This window comes from Lacrimispora sp., assembly GCF_036758025.1.
GTDB lineage: Bacteria > Bacillota > Clostridia > Lachnospirales > Lachnospiraceae > Lacrimispora.
Map to the genome: position 1 here is coordinate 1 of NZ_DAIOXM010000015.1, position 23035 is coordinate 23035.

The 23035-nt window shown below is 46.1% G+C and carries 18 protein-coding genes, 1 tRNA gene and 1 pseudogene; 3 read left to right on the plus strand and 17 right to left on the minus strand.

Going from position 1 to position 23035, the window contains the following annotated elements:
• Window positions 1–176 precede the first annotated feature (176 nt).
• A complete protein-coding gene (locus V7M78_RS13315) occupies window positions 177–1649 on the plus strand; it encodes a recombinase family protein (RefSeq protein WP_333650308.1) in 1473 nt (490 codons plus the stop codon).
• A gap of 9 nt (window positions 1650–1658) precedes the next feature.
• On the opposite strand, the pseudogene V7M78_RS13320 reads toward V7M78_RS13315, so the two are convergent.
• The 9 genes and pseudogenes from V7M78_RS13320 to ileS all read right to left on the minus strand — a co-directional run.
• A pseudogene (locus tag V7M78_RS13320) lies at window positions 1659–1757 on the minus strand (manganese catalase family protein); the annotation flags it as partial.
• Entirely contained in the window at window positions 1757–2023 is a 267-nt protein-coding gene (locus tag V7M78_RS13325; protein ID WP_333650310.1) for a spore coat protein CotJB, read from the minus strand. The gene V7M78_RS13325 and the pseudogene V7M78_RS13320, both read right to left, overlap by 1 nt.
• A complete protein-coding gene (locus V7M78_RS13330) occupies window positions 2020–3003 on the minus strand; it encodes a spore coat associated protein CotJA (protein WP_333650312.1) in 984 nt (327 codons plus the stop codon). The genes V7M78_RS13325 and V7M78_RS13330 overlap by 4 nt, the downstream gene beginning before the upstream one ends.
• 40 nt (window positions 3004–3043) lie before the next feature.
• Window positions 3044–4378 (minus strand): FAD-dependent oxidoreductase, encoded by a 1335-nt coding sequence (locus V7M78_RS13335; protein ID WP_333650314.1) that lies wholly within the window; start codon window positions 4376–4378, stop codon window positions 3044–3046.
• 190 nt (window positions 4379–4568) lie between these two features.
• A complete protein-coding gene (locus V7M78_RS13340; RefSeq protein WP_333650316.1) occupies window positions 4569–4982 on the minus strand; it encodes a CBS domain-containing protein in 414 nt (137 codons plus the stop codon).
• Window positions 4983–5089: 107 nt separating this feature from the next.
• The gene (locus V7M78_RS13345) at window positions 5090–5851 is read right to left on the minus strand and encodes a M23 family metallopeptidase (protein WP_333650318.1); all 762 of its coding nucleotides are present in this window, start codon (window positions 5849–5851) and stop codon (window positions 5090–5092) included.
• Window positions 5852–5891: 40 nt separating this feature from the next.
• Window positions 5892–6812, minus strand: coding sequence for a SpoIID/LytB domain-containing protein (locus V7M78_RS13350; protein WP_442914657.1), 921 nt, complete (start codon window positions 6810–6812; stop codon window positions 5892–5894).
• Window positions 6813–6966: 154 nt separating this feature from the next.
• Window positions 6967–9423, minus strand: coding sequence for a glycogen/starch/alpha-glucan phosphorylase (locus tag V7M78_RS13355; RefSeq protein ID WP_333650322.1), 2457 nt, complete (start codon window positions 9421–9423; stop codon window positions 6967–6969).
• 24 nt (window positions 9424–9447) lie between these two features.
• Window positions 9448–12558 (minus strand): isoleucine--tRNA ligase, encoded by a 3111-nt coding sequence (gene ileS / locus V7M78_RS13360; RefSeq protein WP_333650324.1) that lies wholly within the window; start codon window positions 12556–12558, stop codon window positions 9448–9450.
• A 1144-nt stretch (window positions 12559–13702) separates the two neighbouring features.
• Between ileS and V7M78_RS13365 the strand changes: the two genes are divergently transcribed.
• Window positions 13703–15163 carry a nicotinate phosphoribosyltransferase gene (locus V7M78_RS13365; protein WP_333650326.1) on the plus strand — a complete coding sequence of 487 codons (1461 nt, stop codon included), beginning with the start codon at window positions 13703–13705 and terminating at the stop codon, window positions 15161–15163.
• Window positions 15164–15380: 217 nt separating this feature from the next.
• On the opposite strand, the gene V7M78_RS13370 is transcribed toward V7M78_RS13365, so the two are convergent.
• Both V7M78_RS13370 and V7M78_RS13375 read right to left on the minus strand, forming a co-directional pair.
• The gene (locus V7M78_RS13370) at window positions 15381–15563 is read right to left on the minus strand and encodes a DUF6472 family protein (protein WP_333650328.1); all 183 of its coding nucleotides are present in this window, start codon (window positions 15561–15563) and stop codon (window positions 15381–15383) included.
• A gap of 1 nt (window position 15564) precedes the next feature.
• Window positions 15565–16632, minus strand: coding sequence for an acyltransferase (locus V7M78_RS13375; RefSeq protein ID WP_333650330.1), 1068 nt, complete (start codon window positions 16630–16632; stop codon window positions 15565–15567).
• 156 nt (window positions 16633–16788) lie between these two features.
• Between V7M78_RS13375 and V7M78_RS13380 the strand changes: the two genes are divergently transcribed.
• Window positions 16789–16860: transfer RNA gene (locus V7M78_RS13380), tRNA-Glu, on the plus strand.
• Between the two features lie 45 nt (window positions 16861–16905).
• Here V7M78_RS13380 and V7M78_RS13385 read toward each other — a convergent pair.
• The 6 genes from V7M78_RS13385 to V7M78_RS13410 form a co-directional block, all read right to left on the minus strand.
• Window positions 16906–17460 carry a DUF3793 family protein gene (locus V7M78_RS13385; RefSeq protein WP_333650332.1) on the minus strand — a complete coding sequence of 185 codons (555 nt, stop codon included), beginning with the start codon at window positions 17458–17460 and terminating at the stop codon, window positions 16906–16908.
• Between the two features lie 487 nt (window positions 17461–17947).
• Window positions 17948–18712: an SDR family NAD(P)-dependent oxidoreductase gene (locus V7M78_RS13390; RefSeq protein ID WP_333650334.1), complete on the minus strand. Its 765-nt coding sequence runs from the start codon at window positions 18710–18712 to the stop codon at window positions 17948–17950.
• A gap of 13 nt (window positions 18713–18725) precedes the next feature.
• A complete protein-coding gene (locus V7M78_RS13395; protein WP_333650336.1) occupies window positions 18726–19748 on the minus strand; it encodes an alcohol dehydrogenase catalytic domain-containing protein in 1023 nt (340 codons plus the stop codon).
• A 39-nt stretch (window positions 19749–19787) separates the two neighbouring features.
• On the minus strand, window positions 19788–21035 hold the full coding sequence (locus V7M78_RS13400; RefSeq protein ID WP_333650338.1) for an enolase C-terminal domain-like protein: 1248 nt from the start codon (window positions 21033–21035) through the stop codon (window positions 19788–19790).
• Between the two features lie 13 nt (window positions 21036–21048).
• Entirely contained in the window at window positions 21049–22056 is a 1008-nt protein-coding gene (locus tag V7M78_RS13405) for an ABC transporter ATP-binding protein (protein WP_333650340.1), read from the minus strand.
• Window positions 22057–22058: 2 nt separating this feature from the next.
• Window positions 22059–23021: an ABC transporter ATP-binding protein gene (locus V7M78_RS13410; RefSeq protein ID WP_333650342.1), complete on the minus strand. Its 963-nt coding sequence runs from the start codon at window positions 23019–23021 to the stop codon at window positions 22059–22061.
• Window positions 23022–23035 lie beyond the last annotated feature (14 nt).

The following is a 23035-nucleotide window of genomic DNA, read 5'->3' on the forward strand; positions in this document are numbered from 1 at the left end:
ATTGTATGCGCCACCGTTTGTACTTGTTTCTGTCCTTTTCCCATAAGCCTTGCATGGATACCGCTTTTGCTCCGCTGGATAATTGGATAGCAAGAATTTTATCATTTCCAAAGCATCCCGGCAGGGGGTGTATTTTTTATACCTAAAAATCATATATTCACACAGGAGATGATATAATGAAACCCTTACCCCCATCACCCTCTCTGGAGATCGGTGCCGCATATATTCGTGTAAGTACTGATGACCAGACCGAACTATCCCCTGATGCTCAGGCCCGCGTCATCATAGATTCTGCCAAAGCTGACGGCTTTATAATCCCCAAAGAATTTATCTTTATTGAAAAAAAGGGAATCTCCGGGCGAAAGGCTGAAAACCGGCCCGAATTCCAGCGCATGATTGCCATTGCAAAATCCCGGAAACCGGCTCCTTTTAGCCGTCTTTATCTATGGAAATTTTCCCGGTTTGCCCGCAATCAGGAAGAAAGCACATTTTATAAAGGTATCCTCCGGAAAAAATGCGGTGTAGAAATTAAAAGTGTATCAGAGCCTATTATGGAAGGCATGTTCGGCAGACTCATAGAGACCATCATCGAATGGTTTGATGAATACTACTCCATTAATCTTTCCGGGGAGGTTCTTCGCGGTATGACGGAAAAAGCTCTGCGTTCCGGCTATCAAGCCACCCCCTGCCTGGGCTACTCGGCCACAGGAAAAGGTAACCCTTTTATAATAGATGAAAAGAATTACCCTGTTGTGGAATACATCTTCCAGGCATACCATTCCGGCAAGGACATGAACGCCATTGCAAGGGAAGCGAATCGATGCGGTTTCCGCAGCCGCCGGGGCAATCTCTTTGACCGCCGGGCAATCTACCGGATTCTCACCAACCGTTTTTACATAGGAGAGGTAAATTGGAATGGAATTACCTTCCAGGGAACTCATGAAACCCGTCCATCAATAAGCAATATTTTTCATGATGTCCAGAAAAGGATTGAATCTGAATACAGACCCCTAAGCCGAAGAGAGGTTTCTTCCACTGCCCACTGGCTTTCCGGCCTTTTAAAGTGCAGTACCTGCGGAGGCAGTCTGGGCTTTAACCGCTCCAATGATCTTAAAAAACGTCCTGACTCCTTTCAATGCTGGAAATATGCCAAAGGCATACACCCCGGTTCCTGCAGCGTGTCTGCCCGCATTGCAGAAAAAGCAGTGCTTGACTCCCTGCAAAAAGTCATTTCAACCAAAGATATAGAATATGAATACATTCGTAAAGCCGATCACGTTATCAAAGGAGAAGAAACCGCCTTTCAGGAAGCCATGGCCCGCATGGAAACCAAGGAGCTTCGCATCCGGGAAGCCTATGAAAACCAAATAGACACTTTGGAGGAATACAAACAAAATAAACTTCGTCTGAAGGCAGAACGTGAGGAGCTGGAAGCCTGCTTTGCCCAAATCCGTGAAAAGGCTGCCTGCAAGCCGGAAGCCGTTCCCGGCAAAGCAGAACTTCTCCGCCGGATTTCGGCGGTATATGAAATGATTTCCGACCCGGATGTTGACTACGAGACAAAGGGAAATGCACTGCGGGCGGTCATAAAAAAGATCGTATTTGACCGGAAATCCAGCCATTTTTCTTTTTATTACTACCTATCATGAGTTTTTACAGTCTGGGCCTCCGTACTGACTCATGATAAACATAGCCATTTTGGGATTGGGAGTTTTAATATTTACCGGATACTGCAATCTCTTTTCATATCTCCACATCAGCCGCACACTCCTTCCCATGGCCATGGATCATTAATCCAGGTCCAGTAATTTGGATCCATAACTCCTTCAACCATTAACGGCCCGCACTGAGCCTCATAGGCCAAAACGGCCTGCTGCCTCATACCTGCCACATAATAGTAATAGTTTAAGGCTTCCTGGTCACCGGGATGGGTATCAAGGTATAAAACCACATCATCCATGGCAAAGCTGGCTTCATATACCTGCTGTAACAATGTATTGCAATCAATATTAGTTCCTGTCATCTCCGGCACCCCCCCATTATAAACGGTTTATCCAGATCCGGGAAAATGGTTCCTCTGTTTATAGCTGTTTCAACAGAATAAACCTGCTGCCACTGCTGCCATGGCACATAGGCCATACCCACTGGAAATTGGTCAATGTTTTCATACGGCATAGCCGGGGGATTGCATATGGGCATTTCCGGCCTCTTTCTCCGGGCCGGCCTTACATAAGAGTCCGGACACGCCATGGGAGCCTCCCACTTATTCCCGGAAGGACACGGCATTGCCGGGCAGACTTTTTCAGGCATGGGACACTGTACCGGCTTTATTTCCTTCGGCATGGAAGGACACTTTGCGGGACAGATTCTTTCCGGCATTGGTGGACACTTTGCCGGGCAGATTTTTTCCGGCATTGGCGGACACTGCACCGGCTTTATTTCTTTTGGCATGGCAGGACACTTTGCGGGACAAATCTTTTCCGGCATTGGCGGACACTTTGCGGGGCTGATCTTCTCCGGCATGGGCGGGCACTTTGCGGGACAGATCTTTTCCGGCATTGGAGGGCAGTACACCTGCTTTATTTCCTTCGGCATGGCAGGACACTTTGCAGGGCAGATCTTTTCCGGCATGGGCGGGCAGTACACCTGCTTTGCCTCTTTCTGAGCTGACGGACATTTTGTCGGGCAGCATTTATCATACCTTGGCGGACACTGGGCTGATGATACCTCCTCTGGTTCTTCCAGACAGACCTCTTCCTCTGGTATCACTGTTTCCATTGGATGGATCCAGGGACAGGGACCGGTAGGAATTTGTGTATTTCCCATTGACATCTGGTCAACAGGCGTATCGGAAGTCCTGGCCGGACCGGAGCCCAGAGGCATATCAGGACGGATCACCGTTCCAGGGACCATGGACATATCAAACTCCATGTCAGGACCCCAATGGCCTTCGCCCACGCCTGAAAAGGCTTCCGGAAAGCTTTGTTTCGTGTAACAATCCATAGAATGTATGACTCCTTTCATTATTTGAAAGTTTCTAATATCAATCTATGAATGGAATACTCTGTTGTGCAGGGCCAGATGAAATTTTCCCATTAAATTCAAAGGAAGAACCGTGGCAGGGACACTCCCACCGCTTGTCATATCGGTTCCAGACAAGGCGGCAGCCCAGGTGGGGACAGTTTACAGCCCCTGGCAAAGCTCCGGAAGAAAGACCCTTTACAGATTCCATTCCATGAAATACCATCCTTTTGGCGGAAGCAGCCGGATGATGTCTTTGGGGAGAAAATACACGGTCATAAGGTGTCCTTTTTCCTGCAATCTGGGCGCTTAAAAGCTTTGCAGCCACCATGGAAGAACTCATCCCCCATTTCCCAAATCCGGTGGCAACAAACCAGTCGGGCCTGCTCCCGGAAAACTTTCCGATATATGGAATTCCGTCCAGGGTCATGCAGTCCTGGGCCGTCCAACGCCCGCCTTCCTTTGCTCCCGGAAACAAATGCTCTCCCAGCCGTTTCATCACTGAAAAAGGATTTTCCTCAGGAAGCTTTCCGGTTCTGTGACTTCCATATCCTATCAGCAGCTTATTCCCGGCACTGCGGAAGGAATATGCTTTGGAATCAATTCCCAGATACATGCCTTGAAGAGGCTTTACATCCCCCAACTCCAGCACATAGCTCTTTTCCTGATACATTTTTGCAAAATAAAATCCCGGAACATTGACAAAAGGATAGTGAGTGGCAAATACCACTTTATCTGCCTTTACCACTCCCCGGTCCGTCACCACCTCATGACCATTGACCTTAATGACTCTTGTCCGCTCAAATACCGTAAGTCCGGCAGATATGTCCCTTAAGAATTCCAGAGGATGAAACTGGGCCTGCCCGGAAAACTTCACAGCTCCGTGAACCTGGAAGGGCAAATCCAGCTCTCCCTCAAAAGAGGCAGGAAGTCCCAGGCCCATAGCGCACTCCGCTTCCCGAAGAAGGACTGCTGATTCTTTGACCGAGTACAGATAAGCATCCTTTGTCTCATAATGGCACTGGATGGAGTGAGCCCTGATCAGCTTTCCGTACTCTTCTACCGCAAGCTGGTTCGCCTTGCCGTACAGCCTTGCCGTTTCCTTTCCCATGATCTTTTCCATTTTTTTGTAGATCATGTTATGCTGGGATGTGATTTTTGCCGTGGTAAATCCGGTCTGGCCGCTTCCTATCCGGTCTGCTTCCAGAACCACCACATGAAATCCCTGTCTCTGTAAGTAATAGGCCGTCAATATTCCTGCCATCCCTGCTCCTATGACTAAAACCTGAGTCCTCTTGTTTCCCGGAAGAGGGTTCCTCCGGGGGATGGAGGCTGTTTCCGTCCAAATTGATTTCATTTTCTCACCTCGTATTTTGCTCAAAGCCTTCCTTCTGATTCCATTGCTTGATCTTCATAAAGGAAATTATGCCTCAGAACCCTGTCTTTTATTCCCTGAGCCAAAAAGGAGGAACCCAGCAAAGCTGGAAAAGGGCATAAAAAATGCGCTCTGTCCGGCTCATAAGCCGTTTCAAAGCGCATTTTTTGATCTACCGGTCTACATCCCGGGATTTTTCATAAAAATAACGGATAATATCCTTCCGGGTGATGATTCCGATAAAATTTTTCTGGTCATCCACTACGGGAACAAAATTCTGGTTCAAGGCCTTGCCGATTAAGTCTTCCATCTTTGAATCCGCATATACGGGATGGTTATCCGACCTTCTGTCAATAGCCTGAATCGTCACTCGTTCCGCTTCCTTTAAGCTTAAGCTGAACTTGTTCTTGATTCCCCAGAGCATGTCCCCTTCTGTAATGGTACCCACATATTTTCCCCGTCTGCTGATGACAGGCACTGCGGCGTACTTATGGTATTCCATCTTCTCCAGCGCCTGGCGCAGGGTTTCATCTTCAAAAATATAAGCCACTTCACTCTTAGGTGTTAAAAAAAACAGTATGTTCATAGCTGCACTCCCCGTTGGTTATTGGGTTAAGTATAGCAGATGAGTCTTAATCGCTTATGAACAAATTATTATTTTTTTATAACATTTTTCAAGAGTTTCAGTTTTCTTTACTCCATGTAATCCAGAGGATCAATGGCTTTGTCTTTGTGGGTCAGTTCAAAGAATACATTGGCACCTTCCACGGAATAATACTTGGTAGGCTCTGCAACGTAGCCCAGCACCTGTCCTTCTTTGATATACTCATTTTCCACTACCTGCAGTTCCTTTAACTGGCCGCAGATGACTTTGTACTCGTTTCCCATGTTTAAGATAACATAGTCTCCGATTTCTTCATTGGAACTGATTTTTTCTACCTTTGCATTGGCAGGAGCAACAACAGGAGTACTGACGTCTTGCTGAATGACAATTCCCGGATTGCATTTGTACTGATCCAGGGTTGGGAAGTAAATAGTGGACTCCATGTTGTAGTCTAAAATCACATTTCCCCGTACCGGCCAGGTCATCCTGGATGCATCACTGAAATTCAGTGTCAGAGACTGGGCGGCGTTTTTGCCGGTGCCGGCTTTTACAGCCTGGGTCTGGTCTTCCTGCTTTGCAGTGGCTTTAGGGGAATCTGCCACCTGCATTTCCTCTTCCAAATTCTTTGCTGCGTTGGAATTTCCTGCGACAGCTCCCTGTGTTTTCTGGGGCGCTGTTTCTTCCACAATCATGCCGCTTTGATCCGGCACTTGCAGATATGGACTTTCTCCGGCCCCATTTCCTCTTTGTACGGTAATGACACCTGCCGCAGCTACTATAGTCAGCAGGCCTAGAACCAATAGGACAAGGAATACTTTATCCTTGAACAATTGACTTACTTTATCTTTCACGTTTATCACCTCGATAATATTCTTACCAAGAGTGAAAGAGTTATTCAGAAATTAAAACAATATTTTTATAAAAATAAGGGAGAATTTTTTCTGCCGTCCAGCCTTCCTCTGCCTTGCACCTGGCTCCGTACTGGCTCATGCCGAATCCATGGCCAATTCCCTGGGTCACCGCCCTGATATTTCCCTCATATTCCTCGAATCCGTAAGCCGGTGAAGAAAGACCTAATGCATACTGGACCTCTTCTCCGGTGAAAGTTCTGGTTCCGATCTGGATTTGCTCCACGTATCCGCCTTCGTCTCTGGAAATGATCTGAATGCTTTCCGGGACCTGATCCGCCTTTATTGGAACCTCTCCCGAAATCCGATTGATTTTTTCTGCAAATTCCTCTCTGGTGAAAACAGCTACAGTCAGAAAGCCTTCTGCTTCCACGTCACGGCCGCTGTCAACAGGCTGCAGATAAGGGTGGTTTTCATCACCTGCCCTGGTCCTTCCTGTACTGGCCCTGTGAAACAGTGGGTCTGCCAGCTTTCCGTCATACATCATAACAGTCTTAGCCGTAGACCGGACCGCTTCCTCCACTGCCTGATAGCTGGTCACAAATGACTCGCTTCCCCACTGCTTTTTCATCTCACTCTCTTCCAGATACTCCATATGTAGCTCTGACTCCTTTATTTCTGTCTGTCCGTCCATCTTTTTATAAAGATATGTTCTGGCAATGATGGCCTGGGCTCTCAGCGCCTCTTTCCCGTAGTCAGCCGGCATCTGTCTCGCCACCACTCCCGGCAGATATTCCTCTGCATCCATGTAGGACTGTCCGCCTTTCCGGTCTAAAAGGATTCTCTTTCCGCTGGTGATGACGGGAGCTTTTTTCTGCTCCTCGATCTTTCCGGTCCATGCAAGAGTCACTATATATGGAAGTAACAGGCTCAGGATACAGGCCATGATTATTTTTTTCACTATTTTTTCCACCTCACCGCTTTACATTCCTGTCCATCACCCAAAATACAAACTTAAAATACAAGGGCATGTTTGCAGGTATTTCAATATATGCAAAAAAACGCCCCGGAATCACTCCGGAGCGCTTTATACAGTTTTAAGATGGTAAAAACAACGTTTAATCCAGCTCTACCTTTACTTTTTCCAGATGCCAGATATCCCTTACATACTCTTCGATGGTACGGTCAGAGGTGAACTTGCCGCTCTTAGCCACATTTAACATGGCTGCCTTTGCCCACCATGCTTCATCACGGTATGCCTTATCAATCCGTTTCTGTGCTTCCGCATAAGAAGGAAGATCCTTTAAAATAAAGTACATATCCGCTCTGTCGCTGCTCTGGGTATTTAACAGAGAATTGTAAATATCACGGAACAGTTCCGGGTCCTGAGGAGAATAGTAGCCGTTAATGAGCTGCATCAGCACTCTTCGGACTTCGTAGTCGTTGTTGAAGATTTCCATGGGCACATATCCGCCCTGGGTTTCGTAGCGGATTACATCGTCAGAAGAAAGGCCGAAAATAAAGGCATTCTCTGCTCCCACTTCCTCCACGATTTCCACATTGGCACCATCCATGGTTCCAATGGTCAGGGCACCGTTTAACATGAATTTCATGTTTCCGGTTCCGGAAGCCTCCTTGCTGGCTGTGGAGATCTGCTCGCTGACGTCGGCTGCCGCAAAGATGATTTCTGCGTTGGATACCTTGTAATCCTCAATGAAAACTACCTTCAGCTTGCCGCTGATGCTTCTGTCATTATTGACCACTTCAGCCACCGCATTGATCAGCTTGATGGTCAGCTTCGCCCTCTTATAGCCTGCCGCCGCTTTGGCTCCGAAGATAAAGGTTCTGGGAACCATATCCAGGTTGGGGTTATCCTTTAACTGGTTGTATAAATGCATTACATGAAGGATGTTCATCAGCTGGCGCTTGTATTCGTGGAGGCGCTTCACCTGAACATCGAATATGGATCTGGGATCTATCTCAATGCCGTTATGCTCTTTGATATATTTCGCCAGACGCACCTTGTTCTGGTACTTGATATCCATGAATTGCTGCTGGCATTTAGGATCATCTGCATAAACCTCCAGCCGGCGGATGTGGGAAAGGTCTGTAATCCAGTCATCGCCGATTTTGGCAGTGACCCAGTCAGCCAGAAGGGGGTTGCCGTGAAGCAGGAACCGTCTCTGAGTGATGCCGTTGGTCTTATTGTTGAATTTCTCCGGCATCATCTGGTAAAAGTCCTTTAATTCCTGATTCTTTAAAATCTCCGTATGAAGCCTTGCAACACCGTTTACGGAAAATCCGCCCACAATAGCCAGATTTGCCATGCGGACCTGACCGTTGTAAACAATGGACATCTTGCTCAGCTTATTCTGATCTCCCGGATACATCTGGGAAATCTTCTGCTGAAAGCGGCGGTTAATCTCCTCTACGATCTGGTAAATTCTGGGAAGCAGTCTGGAGAACAGCTCAATAGGCCATTTTTCCAGGGCTTCGGACATGATGGTGTGGTTGGTGTAAGCGCAGGTTTTGGTAGTAATCTCCCATGCCTCATCCCAGCTTAAATTAAAGTCATCTAAAAGGATTCTCATAAGCTCCGGAACCGCTACAGTTGGATGGGTGTCATTCAACTGGAAGACGGTCTTCTCATAGAACTTATGTATGTCGTCGTGTTTTTCCATGTACTTCATAACCGCTCTCTGAACACTGGCGGAAATGAAGAAGTACTGCTGTTTTAAGCGCAGTTCTTTTCCTGCGTAATGGTTATCATTTGGATAAAGAACCTCCACAATGGTCTTTGCCAGGTTTTCCTGCTCCACCGCCTTCTGATAGTCACCCCGGTCAAAGGAATCCAGGCTGAAGGTGTTGATGGCTTCTGCATCCCAGATACGCAGGGTATTAACCACATTGTTGCCGTAGCCTACGATGGGCATATCATAAGGAACCGCGCGTACGGACTGGTAATTTTCCTGGACAAACCGCTCTTTTCCGTTTTCCCATACGGTTTTGACGAAGCCGCCGAATTTTACTTCTGTGGCATATTCCGCACGGCGGATTTCAAAGGGGTAGCCATTTTTCAGCCAGTTATCGGGAACCTCATTCTGGAAGCCATCCTTGATTCTCTGCTTGAACATGCCGTAGCGGTAGCGGATACCGCAGCCGTAAGCAGGATATCCCAGAGTGGATAAGGAATCCAAAAAGCAGGCTGCCAGACGGCCCAGACCGCCGTTTCCAAGAGCCGGGTCCGGCTCCTGGTCTTCAATGGCGTTTAATTCAAAGCCCAGCTCACAGAGAACTTCTTTTACCTCATCCTTTGCCATAAAGCTGATGATGTTGTTGCCGAGAGCACGGCCCATGAGGAATTCCATGGACAGGTAATACAGGGTTTTTACATCCTTTTTCTCGTATTCCTTGTGGGTGGCAATCCATTCGTCAATGATCACATCCTTCACCGCATAGGCAACGGCCTGGTACATCTGTTCCATAGTGGCTTCTTCCACGGTCTTACGGTAAATATTCTTCACGTTAAGAATGACGCTCTTTTTAAACGATTCCTTATCAAATCCCATTTTCATACTGCATTTCCTCCTAATTGTTTACTAAGACTTCTCCACACCTAATGTTACATCTTCGCCGTTGATATTCCATTCCTTTACATATCCGGCAGTTCTGCCAAGGATGATGTCCTCTGCAAGAACTTCTCCCTTTATTTCTTCCTGGTGAGCCTGCAGGATTCCGGCAATTGCTTCATTTCCTTCACTGTATACCAGGATGTGATCCATCACCTCAAAACCGGCTTCCTTACGCATGGTCTGTATCTTACTGATCAATTCACGGACAAAGCCTTCTGTGATCAGCTCCGGTGTTAAATTGGTATCCAGCACAACGGTAACAAAATTATCTCCCTCAGATACATAGCCTTCCGTCTGAGCGGTGTCAATGAGAAGGTCGTCTTTTGTAAGCACAACCTGGGTGCCGTCAAATTCAAAGGTAAGGGCTCCTGTTTCATTTAAGGTGTCCATAGCCTGATTTCCGTCGATCTCTCCAAGTGCTTTTTTGATATTGCCAAGCTGTTTTCCGTACTTTGGCCCCACTGTCTTTAACTGAGGCTTAAAGCTGTAGGAAGTGAAATCCCTCACATCATCGGTAAAGAGGACTTCTTTTACATTCAGTTCTTCTTCGATGATCTCCTGATAGAATACTGGCAGAGTGTGGGGTGCCTTTACAAACATCCGGCCGATTGGCTGGCGGTTTTTGATGTTGGCTGTATTTCTGGCGGCACGGCCCATAACAACGATTTTTAAAACCTCATCCATGTTTTCTTCCAGCTTCTTGTCGATGCAGCCTTTATCTGCAGCCGGGTAGTCACATAAATGAACGCTTTCCGGAGCGCTCTGATCCACGCTGCAAACCAGATTCTGATAAATCTGCTCGCTCATAAATGGAATCAAAGGAGCGGCCAGCTTGCTTACTGTTACAAGAGCTGTATATAAGGTCATGTAAGCGTTGATCTTATCCTGCTCCATGCCCTTTGCCCAGAAACGTTCCCGGCTTCTGCGCACATACCAGTTGCTCATATCGTCCACAAAGGACTGGAGAGCTCTGGCTGCCTCAGGAATCTGGTATCCGTCCAGGCAGGAATCCACATCTTCCACCAGAGTGTTAAGCCTGGATAACAGCCATTTATCCATAACAGGAAGCTTTTCATATTCCAACGTATATTTTGTAGGGTCAAAATTATCAATATTCCCGTAAAGCACAAAGAATGCATAGGTATTCCACAAGGTACCCATAAATTTGCGCTGGCCTTCCATAACAGCCTTTCCATGGAAACGGTTAGGCAGCCATGGCGCGCTGTTTACGTAAAAATACCAGCGGATGGCATCTGCGCCGTAGGTCTCCAGAGCCTCAAACGGATCGACGGCATTTCCCTTGGATTTGCTCATCTTCTGTCCGTTCTCATCCTGGACATGTCCCAGAACAATAACATTTTTATAAGGAGCCTTGTTAAAAATCAAAGTGGAAATGGCAAGAAGAGAATAAAACCAGCCTCTTGTCTGGTCCACGGCTTCTGAAATAAAGTTTGCCGGGAACTGCTGTTCAAACAATTCTTTGTTTTCAAATGGATAGTGATGCTGTGCAAACGGCATGGCTCCGGAATCAAACCAGCAGTCAATAACTTCCGGAACACGCTTCATCTGCTTGCCGCACTTTTCACAGGTAATGGTCACTGCGTCAATATATGGACGGTGAAGCTCGATTTCCTCCGGACAGTCAGGAGACATCTTCTTTAATTCTTCAATGCTTCCAATGGAGTGCTGATGTCCGCACTCACATTCCCACACATTGAGAGGAGTTCCCCAGTAACGGTTTCTGCTGATTCCCCAATCCTGAACATTTTCCAGCCAGTCGCCGAAGCGGCCCTTGCCAATGCTTTCCGGAATCCAGTTGATGGTATTGTTATTGCGGATCAAATCCTCTTTGACAGCTGTCATCTTGATGAACCAGGATTCTCTCGCATAGTAGATAAGGGGAGTATCGCATCTCCAGCAATGAGGATAGCTATGCTCAAACACAGGAGCTGAGAGTAAAAGACCTCTCTCCTCCAGATCCTTTAAGATCTTGGGATCTGCCTCCTTACAAAAGGTGCCTGCCCACTTGGTTTCACTGGTCATTTCACCGGCTGCATTTACTAACTGTACAAAAGGAAGATCGTATTTTCTTCCCACCTTGGAATCGTCCTCACCAAAAGCCGGAGCAATGTGAACCACACCTGTACCGTCGGTTAAGGTAACATAATGGTCACAGGTTACGAAAAATGCCTTTTTATCCGGGTTCACAAAGTCGAACAGGGGCTCGTATTCCTTGTATTCCAGATCTTTTCCTGTATATCTCTCTAAAACAGTGTAATCTTCTCCCAGAACCTTTTCGCAGAGAGCTTCAGCCATATAATAGGTATATTCTCCGCTTTTTACCTTTACATACGTTTCATCAGGATTTACACATAATCCCACGTTAGAAGGCAGGGTCCATGGAGTTGTGGTCCATGCCAGGATATAAGCCTCCTCTCCCTTTACCTTAAACCGGACGATGGCGGAACGTTCTTTTACATCTTTATAGCCCTGAGCTACCTCATGGCTGGATAAAGGAGTTCCGCAGCGCGGGCAGTAAGGAACGATCTTGAACCCCTTATATAACAGGCCCTTTTCCCAGATCTGTTTCAATGCCCACCATTCGGATTCAATAAAGTTATTTTCATATGTCACGTAAGGATCATCCATGTCAGCCCAAAAGCCTACGGTCTTTGAAAAATCCTCCCACATGCCTTTGTATTTCCAAACGCTTTCCTTACAATATTTAATAAAAGGCTCCAGGCCGTATTCTTCGATCTGATCCTTGCCGTCAAGGCCCAGCATCTTCTCCACTTCCAGCTCCACCGGAAGTCCGTGGGTATCCCAGCCTGCTTTACGGGGAACGTTGTATCCCTTCATGGTACGGTATCTGGGAATCATGTCCTTGATAACACGAGTCAGCACATGGCCGATATGGGGCTTTCCGTTAGCAGTTGGCGGACCGTCATAAAACGTATAGGTTTCCTTATCCTTACGCTCTTCCATACTCTTTTGGAAAATGTCATGGTCCTCCCAGAACTTTTCGATTTCTTTTTCTCTCGCTACAAAGTTTAAGTCTCCAGGGACTTTCTTATACATCTTTTGCGACCTCCGTTTCTTCTTATCAAAAAAACCCCCATCCTGTAATCAGGACGAAGGTTGAATTCTATCTTCGCTGCACCACCCATTACCGCATACCGACATATGCTTTCCCTTAACGCAGAAAATACGTCCTGGCCTACTGTATTCAGCCGGAAACTCCGGAGTGATATTCGTATCCAGGCTACTCTCGCCAGGCTTCCACCATCCCCGGCTCTCTTTGGATTTCCCCTTGGTACTACTGTCTCCATCAAAGTTTTTCTTACTTATGAGGATGATAACACCTATATATCTTATAATTATAGGGATTGGAAAAAGAAATGTCAAGGCTATTTTTATATTTACCCGCAAGTATATCCACAGGGAGTTTTTCCGCATAAAAAGGACGGGTACCGACTCATATTCATGAAATTCGATACCCGTTCTACACGTTTTCATCCATTGGTCCTTATATACCTCTCTCTTCTGGTTTTTATTTCGGTTCCTTTGAATGCTCCATATGAACTTTTTTGCCGCTTCCCCTCGCTCAAACCATCATCTTTAATCCTTTTCCTCTGTATCACTTTTCATTATTTTTATGTGTTATGAAACTCTCAGTGAAAAATCAAATTTCGTACAAATCAAATTCTTTTTGAAGTGACTGATACGATGAATATTCTCTGCAGTTATAACAAATCATAGTCAGATATAAGATTGTCAGATCCTTTCCTGGTTTCATCCATGCTTTCGCATTTATTCATCACCTGGTATGAATTGAAGCTGGGTAATACGGTTTTTCCTATTGCCTGAACTCTGTTTTTGCAAATCAGGCTGTGCCTATGTCTTCGGTGGAATCGCCTCCTCTTCTCTTCCATCTTCCGGAGCAATATGGAAAATGGGGTTGATTTATTTTCTTTTGTATTATCTTTTGTTTATGGCTTTATTATATACGATTGGAGCAGATTTTGCAAGACTTTTTTTAAAAAACTTTTAAATTAATTATCAATTTTCAAATTGTATATATTAATTTTGTTTATTTAATCTATTTGTTAAATTTATTTGTTTCTTTTGTCATTTAATTGATTGTTAAATTTTTGTCGATTCCATTGTTTTTTTGTAAAGTTATGGTATAATGTGCGAAAAAGATTCGCAAAGGAGAAAATTTATGAGCCAGCGCAATTTAACTTTATTAACGGACCTCTATGAATTGACCATGATGCAAGGATACTTCAAAGAAAAGGATGCCAACGAGACCGTAATATTTGATGCCTTTTACCGCAGCAATCCGGGCGGAAACGGGTATGCGATCTGCGCCGGCTTAGAGCAGGTCATTGAATACATCAAGGAACTTCGTTTTGAACAGGAGGATGTGGACTATTTAAGGTCAACCGGCTTGTTTGAAGAAGATTTTCTGGAATATCTGCTCCACTTTAAATTTTCCGGCGACATCTGGGCAATTCCCGAAGGAACGGTGATTTTTCCCCGTGAACCTCTCATCAAGGTCATCGCCCCCGTTATGGAAGCCCAGTTGATTGAAACTGCCCTGTTAAATATTATCAACCACCAGAGCCTGATCGCCACAAAGGCTGCCAGAGTTATCTATGCGGCAGACGGAGACGGAGTCATGGAATTCGGCCTTCGCCGGGCTCAGGGGCCTGATGCGGGAATCTACGGCGCAAGAGCCGCCATGATTGCGGGATGCATCGGCACCTCCAATGTTCTTGCAGGAAAAATGTTCAACGTTCCCATAAAAGGAACCCATGCTCATAGCTGGATCATGAGTTTCCCCGACGAACTGACTGCTTTCCGCAAATACGCAAAGCTTTATCCCACCGCCTGCATCCTCCTGGTGGACACTTATGATACTTTAAAATCCGGTGTTCCCAATGCCATTAAGGTATTTAAGGAAATGAGGGAAGCCGGCATTCCCCTCACATTTTACGGCATCCGTTTAGATAGCGGGGACTTGGCTTATCTTTCTAAAAAGGCCAAAAAGATGCTTGACGAAGCAGGTTTTACAGATGCTGTGATCTCCGCTTCCAACGACCTTGACGAAACTTTGATCAACAGCTTAAAGATCCAGGGAGCGACCATTAACTCCTGGGGAGTGGGAACCAACATGATCACCTCCAAGGATTGCCCTTCCTTTGGCGGCGTTTACAAGCTGGCTGCCATTATGGATAGAAAGACAGGCCAGTTCGTTCCTAAAATCAAGCTTTCTGAAAATGCGGAAAAGATCACAAATCCGGGCAACAAGGCCATCAAGCGGATTTACAACCGGGAAACCGGAAAGATTATTGCTGACTTGATCTGCCTGGAAGGAGAGGTTTTCCGGGAAAGCAATTCCCTCCTTCTCTTTGACCCCATTGAGACATGGAAAAAGACCCATCTGGCGCCTAATTCCTACACCATGAGGGATCTTTTGGTTCCTGTATTTAAGGGCGGTGACTGTGTTTATTCCTCTCCTGCTGTTATGGATATCCGGGATTACTGTCAGAAGGAGTTAAATACTCTCTGGGATGAGTCCCGCCGCCTGGTAAACCCTCATGAGGTTCACGTGGATTTATCCAATGAGCTGTGGCACATGAAGAAACAGCTTTTGGACAGCTACCACTTCAGTGACTGATATCATATAAATCCGGTTTTTTCATGTTCACACTCTGGTCACAATATTGTTACAGGCTGGTCAAATTCTCTTCATATTTAGCGGTTATACTTAAATCATCGAGAAAAGATGTTGCCAACATACTTTGAGATAAAAAAATTTTTTTCATAATTGCCGGTGTTCTCTGGAGGAACACCGGCTCCTCCCTTTTTATGGGGTAATGAGGGAACTTTTTTCCCTACATCTGCTTTTTAACCACTGAATATTCATTGCCAAAGCGGAAATGAGGGCAGATATAATGGGAATTGCTTAAAAATCCCATCAGTTCATCTTCATCTAAATTAATCTCGCACTGGTAGTATTCATATTCTTCATTATAATTATAGTAAATACAGTCTTCACAACTGTTCTTTCCTGCCATATCAGTTTCTCCTTTTCCTGTCTTTCTTTCCTAAAAATCCTCCTGCCACCCATTTTAAAGCCCTTATAACAGTACTGTCAAGAATCCAGGCCATTGCCAGAGAGATCAAAAATGCGACAATTGTTTCGCAAAGAATCTTAGGCACGTAATAATGGCGGATAGCAGTCTTTTCCACCAGTCCTCTGGCAGCCTGTCCCAGAACCAGATAATGAATCAGGTAAATGGAGTAGCTGTAACGGCTGATAAAGCCTGCAAGCCGGGCGAGGACAGGGATTTTAACATTTCCAAAGGTTTCAAAAAAAACAAAAACGGACAAGGCCATTGCCATCATGGAAGGGGCCATGTCGTGAATTCCCGGCGTAAAATGAGGCGTAACAATTTTCTGAAACATGGTCACTCCAAAGCCTGCAAGTCCCAGTATGGCAAAGGGCAGCCAGGCTCTCCCGCCATAAAGCCGCTTCCAGCCATAACCCAGCATAAAATAAAGAAGCCATCCTTTGAATATGACATACTGAAAGCTCTCTCCCACCTCCAGCCCCAAAGAGGGAAGGTAGGTGCAGGCGGCTTGGACAACCACCATCAGAACCAGAAACAGCTTTAATTCATTATCACTCATGGCATTTACCATGCGGGACAGAAAAGGAGTACAAAGGTACAGGGATATGATCACGTACATAAACCACATGTGGGGAGCCATGGGTATGGTTCCTGTTACGAGCTCCTTTGCAAACAAAGATACATGCTCAAAAACTCCTGTTTTCTCCTGGCTCAGATATATGTTGTAATACCAGTAATAAATTCCGTTGTAGCATACAAAGGGGATGACAATGGACTGAAACCGTTTTTTATAAAATGAAAGGATATTCTCTGTTCCTGTTTTTAAAAAGAACATGCCGCTGAGCATGAAAAAAATACCCACAAAGGCCAGCAGCACCGGCATAAGGGCAGCAGAAAACAGCCATTGCCTGGAATTTATGGTTTCTGAGGGAATGGCATGAACCATAATAATTGCAAAAGCTGCCAGGGTCCTTAAATAATCGTATTGGATTTCCCGTTTTTTCAACTCCATTTTACTGTCTCCCTTCTGCTTATGGAGAAGTATATCATAAGACCTCTGTTTTTGACAATTATGGCTGCAGATTATTTTTTTATTTTATGAAAAAAGAAGTAGACAAATGTCTATTCCTGTGATAATATAATGGAGTTGTCAGCGACGACAAAGAAAGGCCTATTGGTCAAGCGGTCAAGACGCCGCCCTCTCACGGCGGAAACCCGGGTTCGATTCCCGGATAGGTCATAAAAATAAAAACCTGATTTCTTCATTGAAATCAGGTTTTTTCTTTTATGCTGCCACCGTAAGCTGTATGACACTTCTTCCGTCCTTCCAAAGCCGTGAATAAATCGTTCTGCATTTTTGGTATCTGGCAAAGGTTTTTCTCGCCTCACACTCATTGCAGTATACTTTCCAGCAACCCAGGCATTTGCAGTTCTTTCCTGCATTCTGAATAAAGCCCACCACGTCACCCAGAGGATATCCCAGAAATATGCCGATCTCGTGGGGAAATGCTCCGTCTTCTCCCAGTCTCTCTTTGAGCCGGTTCAGTCCATAGTCCACATCCATATGCTCGTATCCGTATTTACTGAGAAAGCGCCTTACCGCCGGCCGGTTTAACTCTGCTTGCAGGCGGGATTTACGGAAAACATAGATAAGCGCCCTATTTGACTTTTTAAATAAAACCTGAAGAAAAATCCCCTTTTTCCCCAGCAGGCTATTCAGCTCTGCAAGCTGTTTTTCCAGCTCTTCTTCTGACGAAAAGGAATGGTTGAACAGATTTGCTGTTTTCAGTGATGCCAATGTAGGGGCGCAATATTCAATCAATTTCCTTTCAAGTGACATGTCTATACCTCCATCATCCTGGTTTGCTTTTTATTATTTATATTCTATAGCTGATCATTCATTGTTTGTCTTAGTTAGATATAACTAACTAAATATAGAGATACCATACTTTATGTGAATAATCAATCCCTGTTTCTCTTATTGATAATTTACTGTTATTAGGATAGTATCCGCAATATTTGTACGGTTACAATTCCAATTTTTGTCATTTTTTCTTCATTGATTTCATATTTTCTTTAGAACCTGGTCAAAATTCCTTCATATTTCCCCGGTATAATCATATCATAAACATAGAGAAACCCACTAGGCGGTCAGAGCGCTGCTATACATATGTTTCTACTAAGTCGGCGGAGTTGCCCTGAATGACTTCTCTGCCGGCTCAACCTAATAAATTTACTGGGGTTTTACATTCCAGATACACAAAAAAACAGGCAGTCCCTTGGATTTGGGGCTGCCTGTACTTTCTTTTATGATCCTGTTTTCAGGTCTATTTCACCAGATACCCTCCGTCTACAGGTATGGTAGTACCGTTTAAGTAATCTGATGCAGAAGAAGCCAGGAACAGAACCGGCCCTTTTAAGTCCTCCGGTGTTCCCCATCTTCCCGCCGGAATCCTGGCAGTGCATTCATCCTTTCTGGATTGGGCCATATTAGCGCACATTTCTGTATCCATATAGCCGGGACAGATGCAGTTGATGTTGATATTGCGGCCTGCACAGTCCACTGCCAAGCTTTTGGTGAGCTGGGATACCGCTCCCTTTGTGGCCGTATAAGCAGGAACTGTAGTTCCTCCAAACCAGGTCACCATGGAGCCAATGGTAATGATCTTTCCCCCTGAAGGCTGGGACAGCATCAACTTCAAAGCCTTCTGGATCATGATAAACACGTGGTTTAAATTGATATCCACCACCAGATCCCACTCCTCCAGAGGAAATTCCTCCGGCAGATGCCTTCTTTGGATACCTGCAGCCGGAATGAGCACGTCAAGCTTTCCTTCCAGAAGCTTCATGGTCTGATCAAAAATCCGGTCAATATCTTTCCTGTCAGCTAAGTTTCCGGCCACTCCATAGGCTTCATATCCCTTTTCCTTATATTCTGCCACTACCTGATTCAGCTTTTCTTCCTGTACATCCACCAAAACCACCTTGCATCCGGCCTCCAAAAGTCCCTCTGCCATGCCTCTGGACAAGCCCTGGGCTCCTCCGGTTACGATGCAGTGTTTTCCCGTTACGTCAAATTTACTGGATACCATGTTTTTTCCTCCCTCAATCAAATAATATGACCGTCTTCTTTACAGCCGGGTCCGGGTTTTCCATGTTCTCAAATACCTTTTGGATTTCACTGAATTTCACAAAGGTGGTCGCCAATCCTTCTAACCGGTATTTTCCCTCTGCCATATTCTTTGCCACTGGCTGGAACTGGTAAGCGCTCATGCGGCTTCCGATGATGTCCAGCTCCCGTTTGTTAATATCCGCCTGGCTGATAGGTTCCGGTTTGTTTGAAAAGCCCATAGGAATGACTCTTCCCGCATTGCATACAATGCCAGGCTGGAGCAGCAGAGCCAGACTTCCCGGAAAGCAGGCGGAATCAAAAGCTGCGGTGCAGCCATGACCTTCGGTGATTTGGCTGATTCGCTCTATCATATCCTCTGTTTTGCTGTTGATCACATAATCTGCCCCAAAGGTTTTGGCCCGCTCCAGAGAACTGTCGTCAACGTCACAGCATATCACCTTTGCCCCAATGACCTTGCAGGCCTGAAGGATAATGGTGCCGATGGTTCCTGTTCCAAGTATAAATACCGTATCATCCGCCTGTATCCGCCCCCGTTTGGTGCAGTGGGCTCCAATGGCAATGGGCTCGATCAGTGCCGCATCCTTCCAGGGAATGCTTTTATCAATCTCATATACATCATCTTCCGGAACTGTAAAATATTCTCTCCAGCCTCCGTCCGTTCCGCTTCCCCTCACAAGGACCTTTTCGCAGACCTCTTCCCTTCCATGGGTACACTGATAACACTGGCCGCAGGTGATGATCAAATCCACCACCACATGATCCCCTTCCTTGACTCTGGTTACATTTTTTCCAACCCTTGCCACAATTCCTGCATTTTCATGGCCCGGAACCAGAGGATATTTGGAAAGGGGATTTTCTCCCTTATAAATATGTAAGTCACTTCCGCACACTCCTGCTGCCTTCATCTGAACCAATACTTCATTATCTCCCGGCTCAGGAATGGGGATTTCCCTTATTTCATAAATAAACGGGCTGGTAATCACACAAGATTTCATGCTGGTTTCCTCCTTATTCTATCATATCATTCTCAATGATTACGGCGTCTGCAATGCCCCATCCCGCCTTCTGGTCTGGGTCCAGATAGTCACCGTATTTTCACATGGGTACTTTGCAGCTTCTTTTTCGTCAATATCCACGCCCAGGCCCGGCTTGTCGTTGGCATAGACGTAGCCATCCTTAAATTCCGGCAATCCCGGGAATACCTCTAACAAAGCTCCGTGAGGTCCCTTCAAATCCTGAATTACGAAATTAGGCGGTTCAATTCCGGACCACTCCTGTACTCCAAAGTTGGGAGAGGCCAGGTCAATGTGAATGTTGGCTGCATGGGCCACCGGTGACATGTCCCCAGGCCCGTGCCAGGCTGTTCTCACGCCGAACTGCTCTGCAAAGATCTGCAGCTTTCTGGCCGGGGTAATACCTCCGATCTGGCTGATATGTACCCTTATAAAGTCAATGAGACGTTTTGCAATAATGTCCTTCCATTCCACCCCATTGTTAAACAGTTCGCCCTGGGCAATGGGAATGCTGGTCTGATTCCTCAGATTTTCCAGCCAGGGAAGCTGCTCAATAGGCACTGGGTCCTCCAGGAAGAAAAGGTCAAAGGGCTCCAGGGCTTTTGCCAGTCTGATGGCCTCCACCGGGGCGATTCTCTCGTGTACATCGTGAACCAGATTCATTTCATACCCGATTTTTCCACGGATTCCTTCAAACAGCTTTACCGTGTTGCGGATATACTCTCTGGAATCCAGATAGATCCCGTCTAAAGCACCTTTGGGTGCTGTCTTTGGAACGGTGCCGTAGCTGTCTCCTCCATATCCCCCGCACTGGCAGCGGATGTTGGTAATTCCCATTTCCTGAAACTTGAGGATGTTGTCGCAAACCTCATCCACATCTCTTCCGTCTGCATGGCGGTATACGGGGATTCCTTCCCGGCATTTTCCGCCTAATAACTGGTACACCGGCATTCCCGCCATCTTTCCCTTAATATCCCATAGAGCCATATCCACACCGGAAATGGCATTGTTTTCAATGGGACCATTTCTCCAATAGCCGTTCTGATGCATCAACTGCCAGATATCCTCAATCCGGTCCACGTCCCTTCCCATAAGAAGGGGTTTCAAATACTCTTCCACCAAGGTCTTTACAGCCAGATGACGGTAGGCAAAGGTAGCACATCCCAGTCCGTACAGTCCCGGCTGATTGGTAATGACTTTTACCACCACCAGGTTGATTCCTTCCGGGGCTGTTAAAATCACCTGAATGTCACTGATCTTTGTATCCATAATATCCTCCTGTTTATTCTATTTCGCCGGCTTCCATATTTCTAGCATGTTCTCTTGTTTCCTTATAGAAATGACACGCCACCTGGTGCCCTGGTTCCGCCTCCACAAGCTCCGGTTTTTCTGTTTTGCAGATATCCCTGCACAAGAAACATCTTGGAGCAAAACGGCATCCTTCTCCGGGATTAATGGGACTGGGAACATCTCCCTTTAACACAATTCTCTTGGTCTTTTCCTCAAAATCAAGCTTTGGAACAGCCGATAATAAGGCAATGGTATAAGGATGAAGGGCATTGGCAAATATCTGATCCGTATCTGCAATTTCAATGACCTGCCCCAGATACATGACCGCCACTCTCTGGGATATATGCCTTACCACGCTTAAATCATGGGAGATGAACAAAAAAGATAAATTCATCTTTTTCTGCAGATCCATAAGAAGGTTGATGATGGTAGCCTGAATAGACACATCCAAAGAGGACACCGGCTCATCACAGACAATGAATTCCGGTCCCAGGGACAATGCCCTGGCAATTCCAACCAACTGGCGCTTTCCGCCATCCAGCTCATGAGGATACTTCTCCAGCACATATTTTTCCAGGCCGCACAGCTCAATAATCTCTTCGATTTTTTCCTGTCTCTCTTTTCCTTCGCATAGGCCGTGAATGCGGTAAGCTTCCTCTAAAATGCTGTTAATGGTCTTCTTCGGATTCAAAGAGGAGTAAGGGTCCTGGAAAATGATCTGGATCTTTTTCCGGAATTCCATGCTTTCACTGCCCTTGGAATCCAGAACACTGCTTCCTTTATATAAAACCTCTCCCTCTGTGGCCTTATGAAGCCTCATGATCACATTTCCAACTGTGGACTTTCCGCAGCCTGACTCCCCTACCAGCCCCAGAGTTTCTCCCGGTTTTACGGAAAAGTTGATGCCATCCACCGCATGAAGAATCCCTTTATTCTTTACCTTAAAATGCTTTTTTAAATTCCGGACTTCAATGACCGGAAGATTCTGATTCTCCGTCACCTTTACACCTCCCTTTCCCAACAGGCAACCAGATGGCCTTCGCCGCATTCCTGAAGAGGCGGCATTTTTGTCCTGCACTGGTCTGTACAGTAACTGCACCGGGGATGGAATTTACAGCCAGTGGGAAGGGAGTTGGCATTTGCCACATTTCCCGGAATAAAGGCCAGTCGGTTCCTGGGACCTGTTAAATTGGGAATTGCCCCTAAAAGCCCTCTGGTATACCAGTGCTGGGGATTTGTAAATACTTCTTTTACGGTGCCGTATTCAATGATTGTTCCTGCATATATAACAGCTACCTTCTGACATAATTCCGCAATGATTCCCAGGTTGTGGGTGATCATGAGAAGGGAACTGGAACGCTTCTTCTGCAGCTCCTTCATCAGCTCCAAAATCTGGGCCTGAATGGTCACGTCAAGGGCTGTGGTTGGCTCATCTGCAATCAGCAGCTCCGGGTTACAGGCCAGGGCAGCAGCAATTCCCACTCTCTGCCTCATTCCCCCTGAAAACTGATGGGGGAAATCCTCCAGACGGTATTTGGCAATTCCCACCAGCTCCAGCAGCTCTTCCGCCCGTCTGGCCGCCTCTTTTTTGCTTAAATTCTCATGTTTTCTCAAAACCATGGAAATCTGCTCTCCCACGGTAAAAAGGGGATTTAAGGAGCTTAAAGGATTCTGGAATATCATGGATATCTTATTTCCCCGCATTTCCTCCAGACTCCTTTTATTCATATCTAACACAGATGCTCCGTCAAAGGTAATAGAACCTTCCGTCACATTGCCCACTCCATGGGGAAGCAGCTTTAAGGCGGATAAGGCAATAGTGGTCTTTCCGGCTCCTGTCTCTCCCACCAGCCCCAAAGCCTCTCCCCGTTCAATGGTTAAATTGACCCCGTTTAAGGCGTGGGCTGTTGCGCGGCCTGTTTTATATTCCACATGCAGGTCTTTTATTTCCAACAATGGTGCCATGTTTTCGCCTCCAT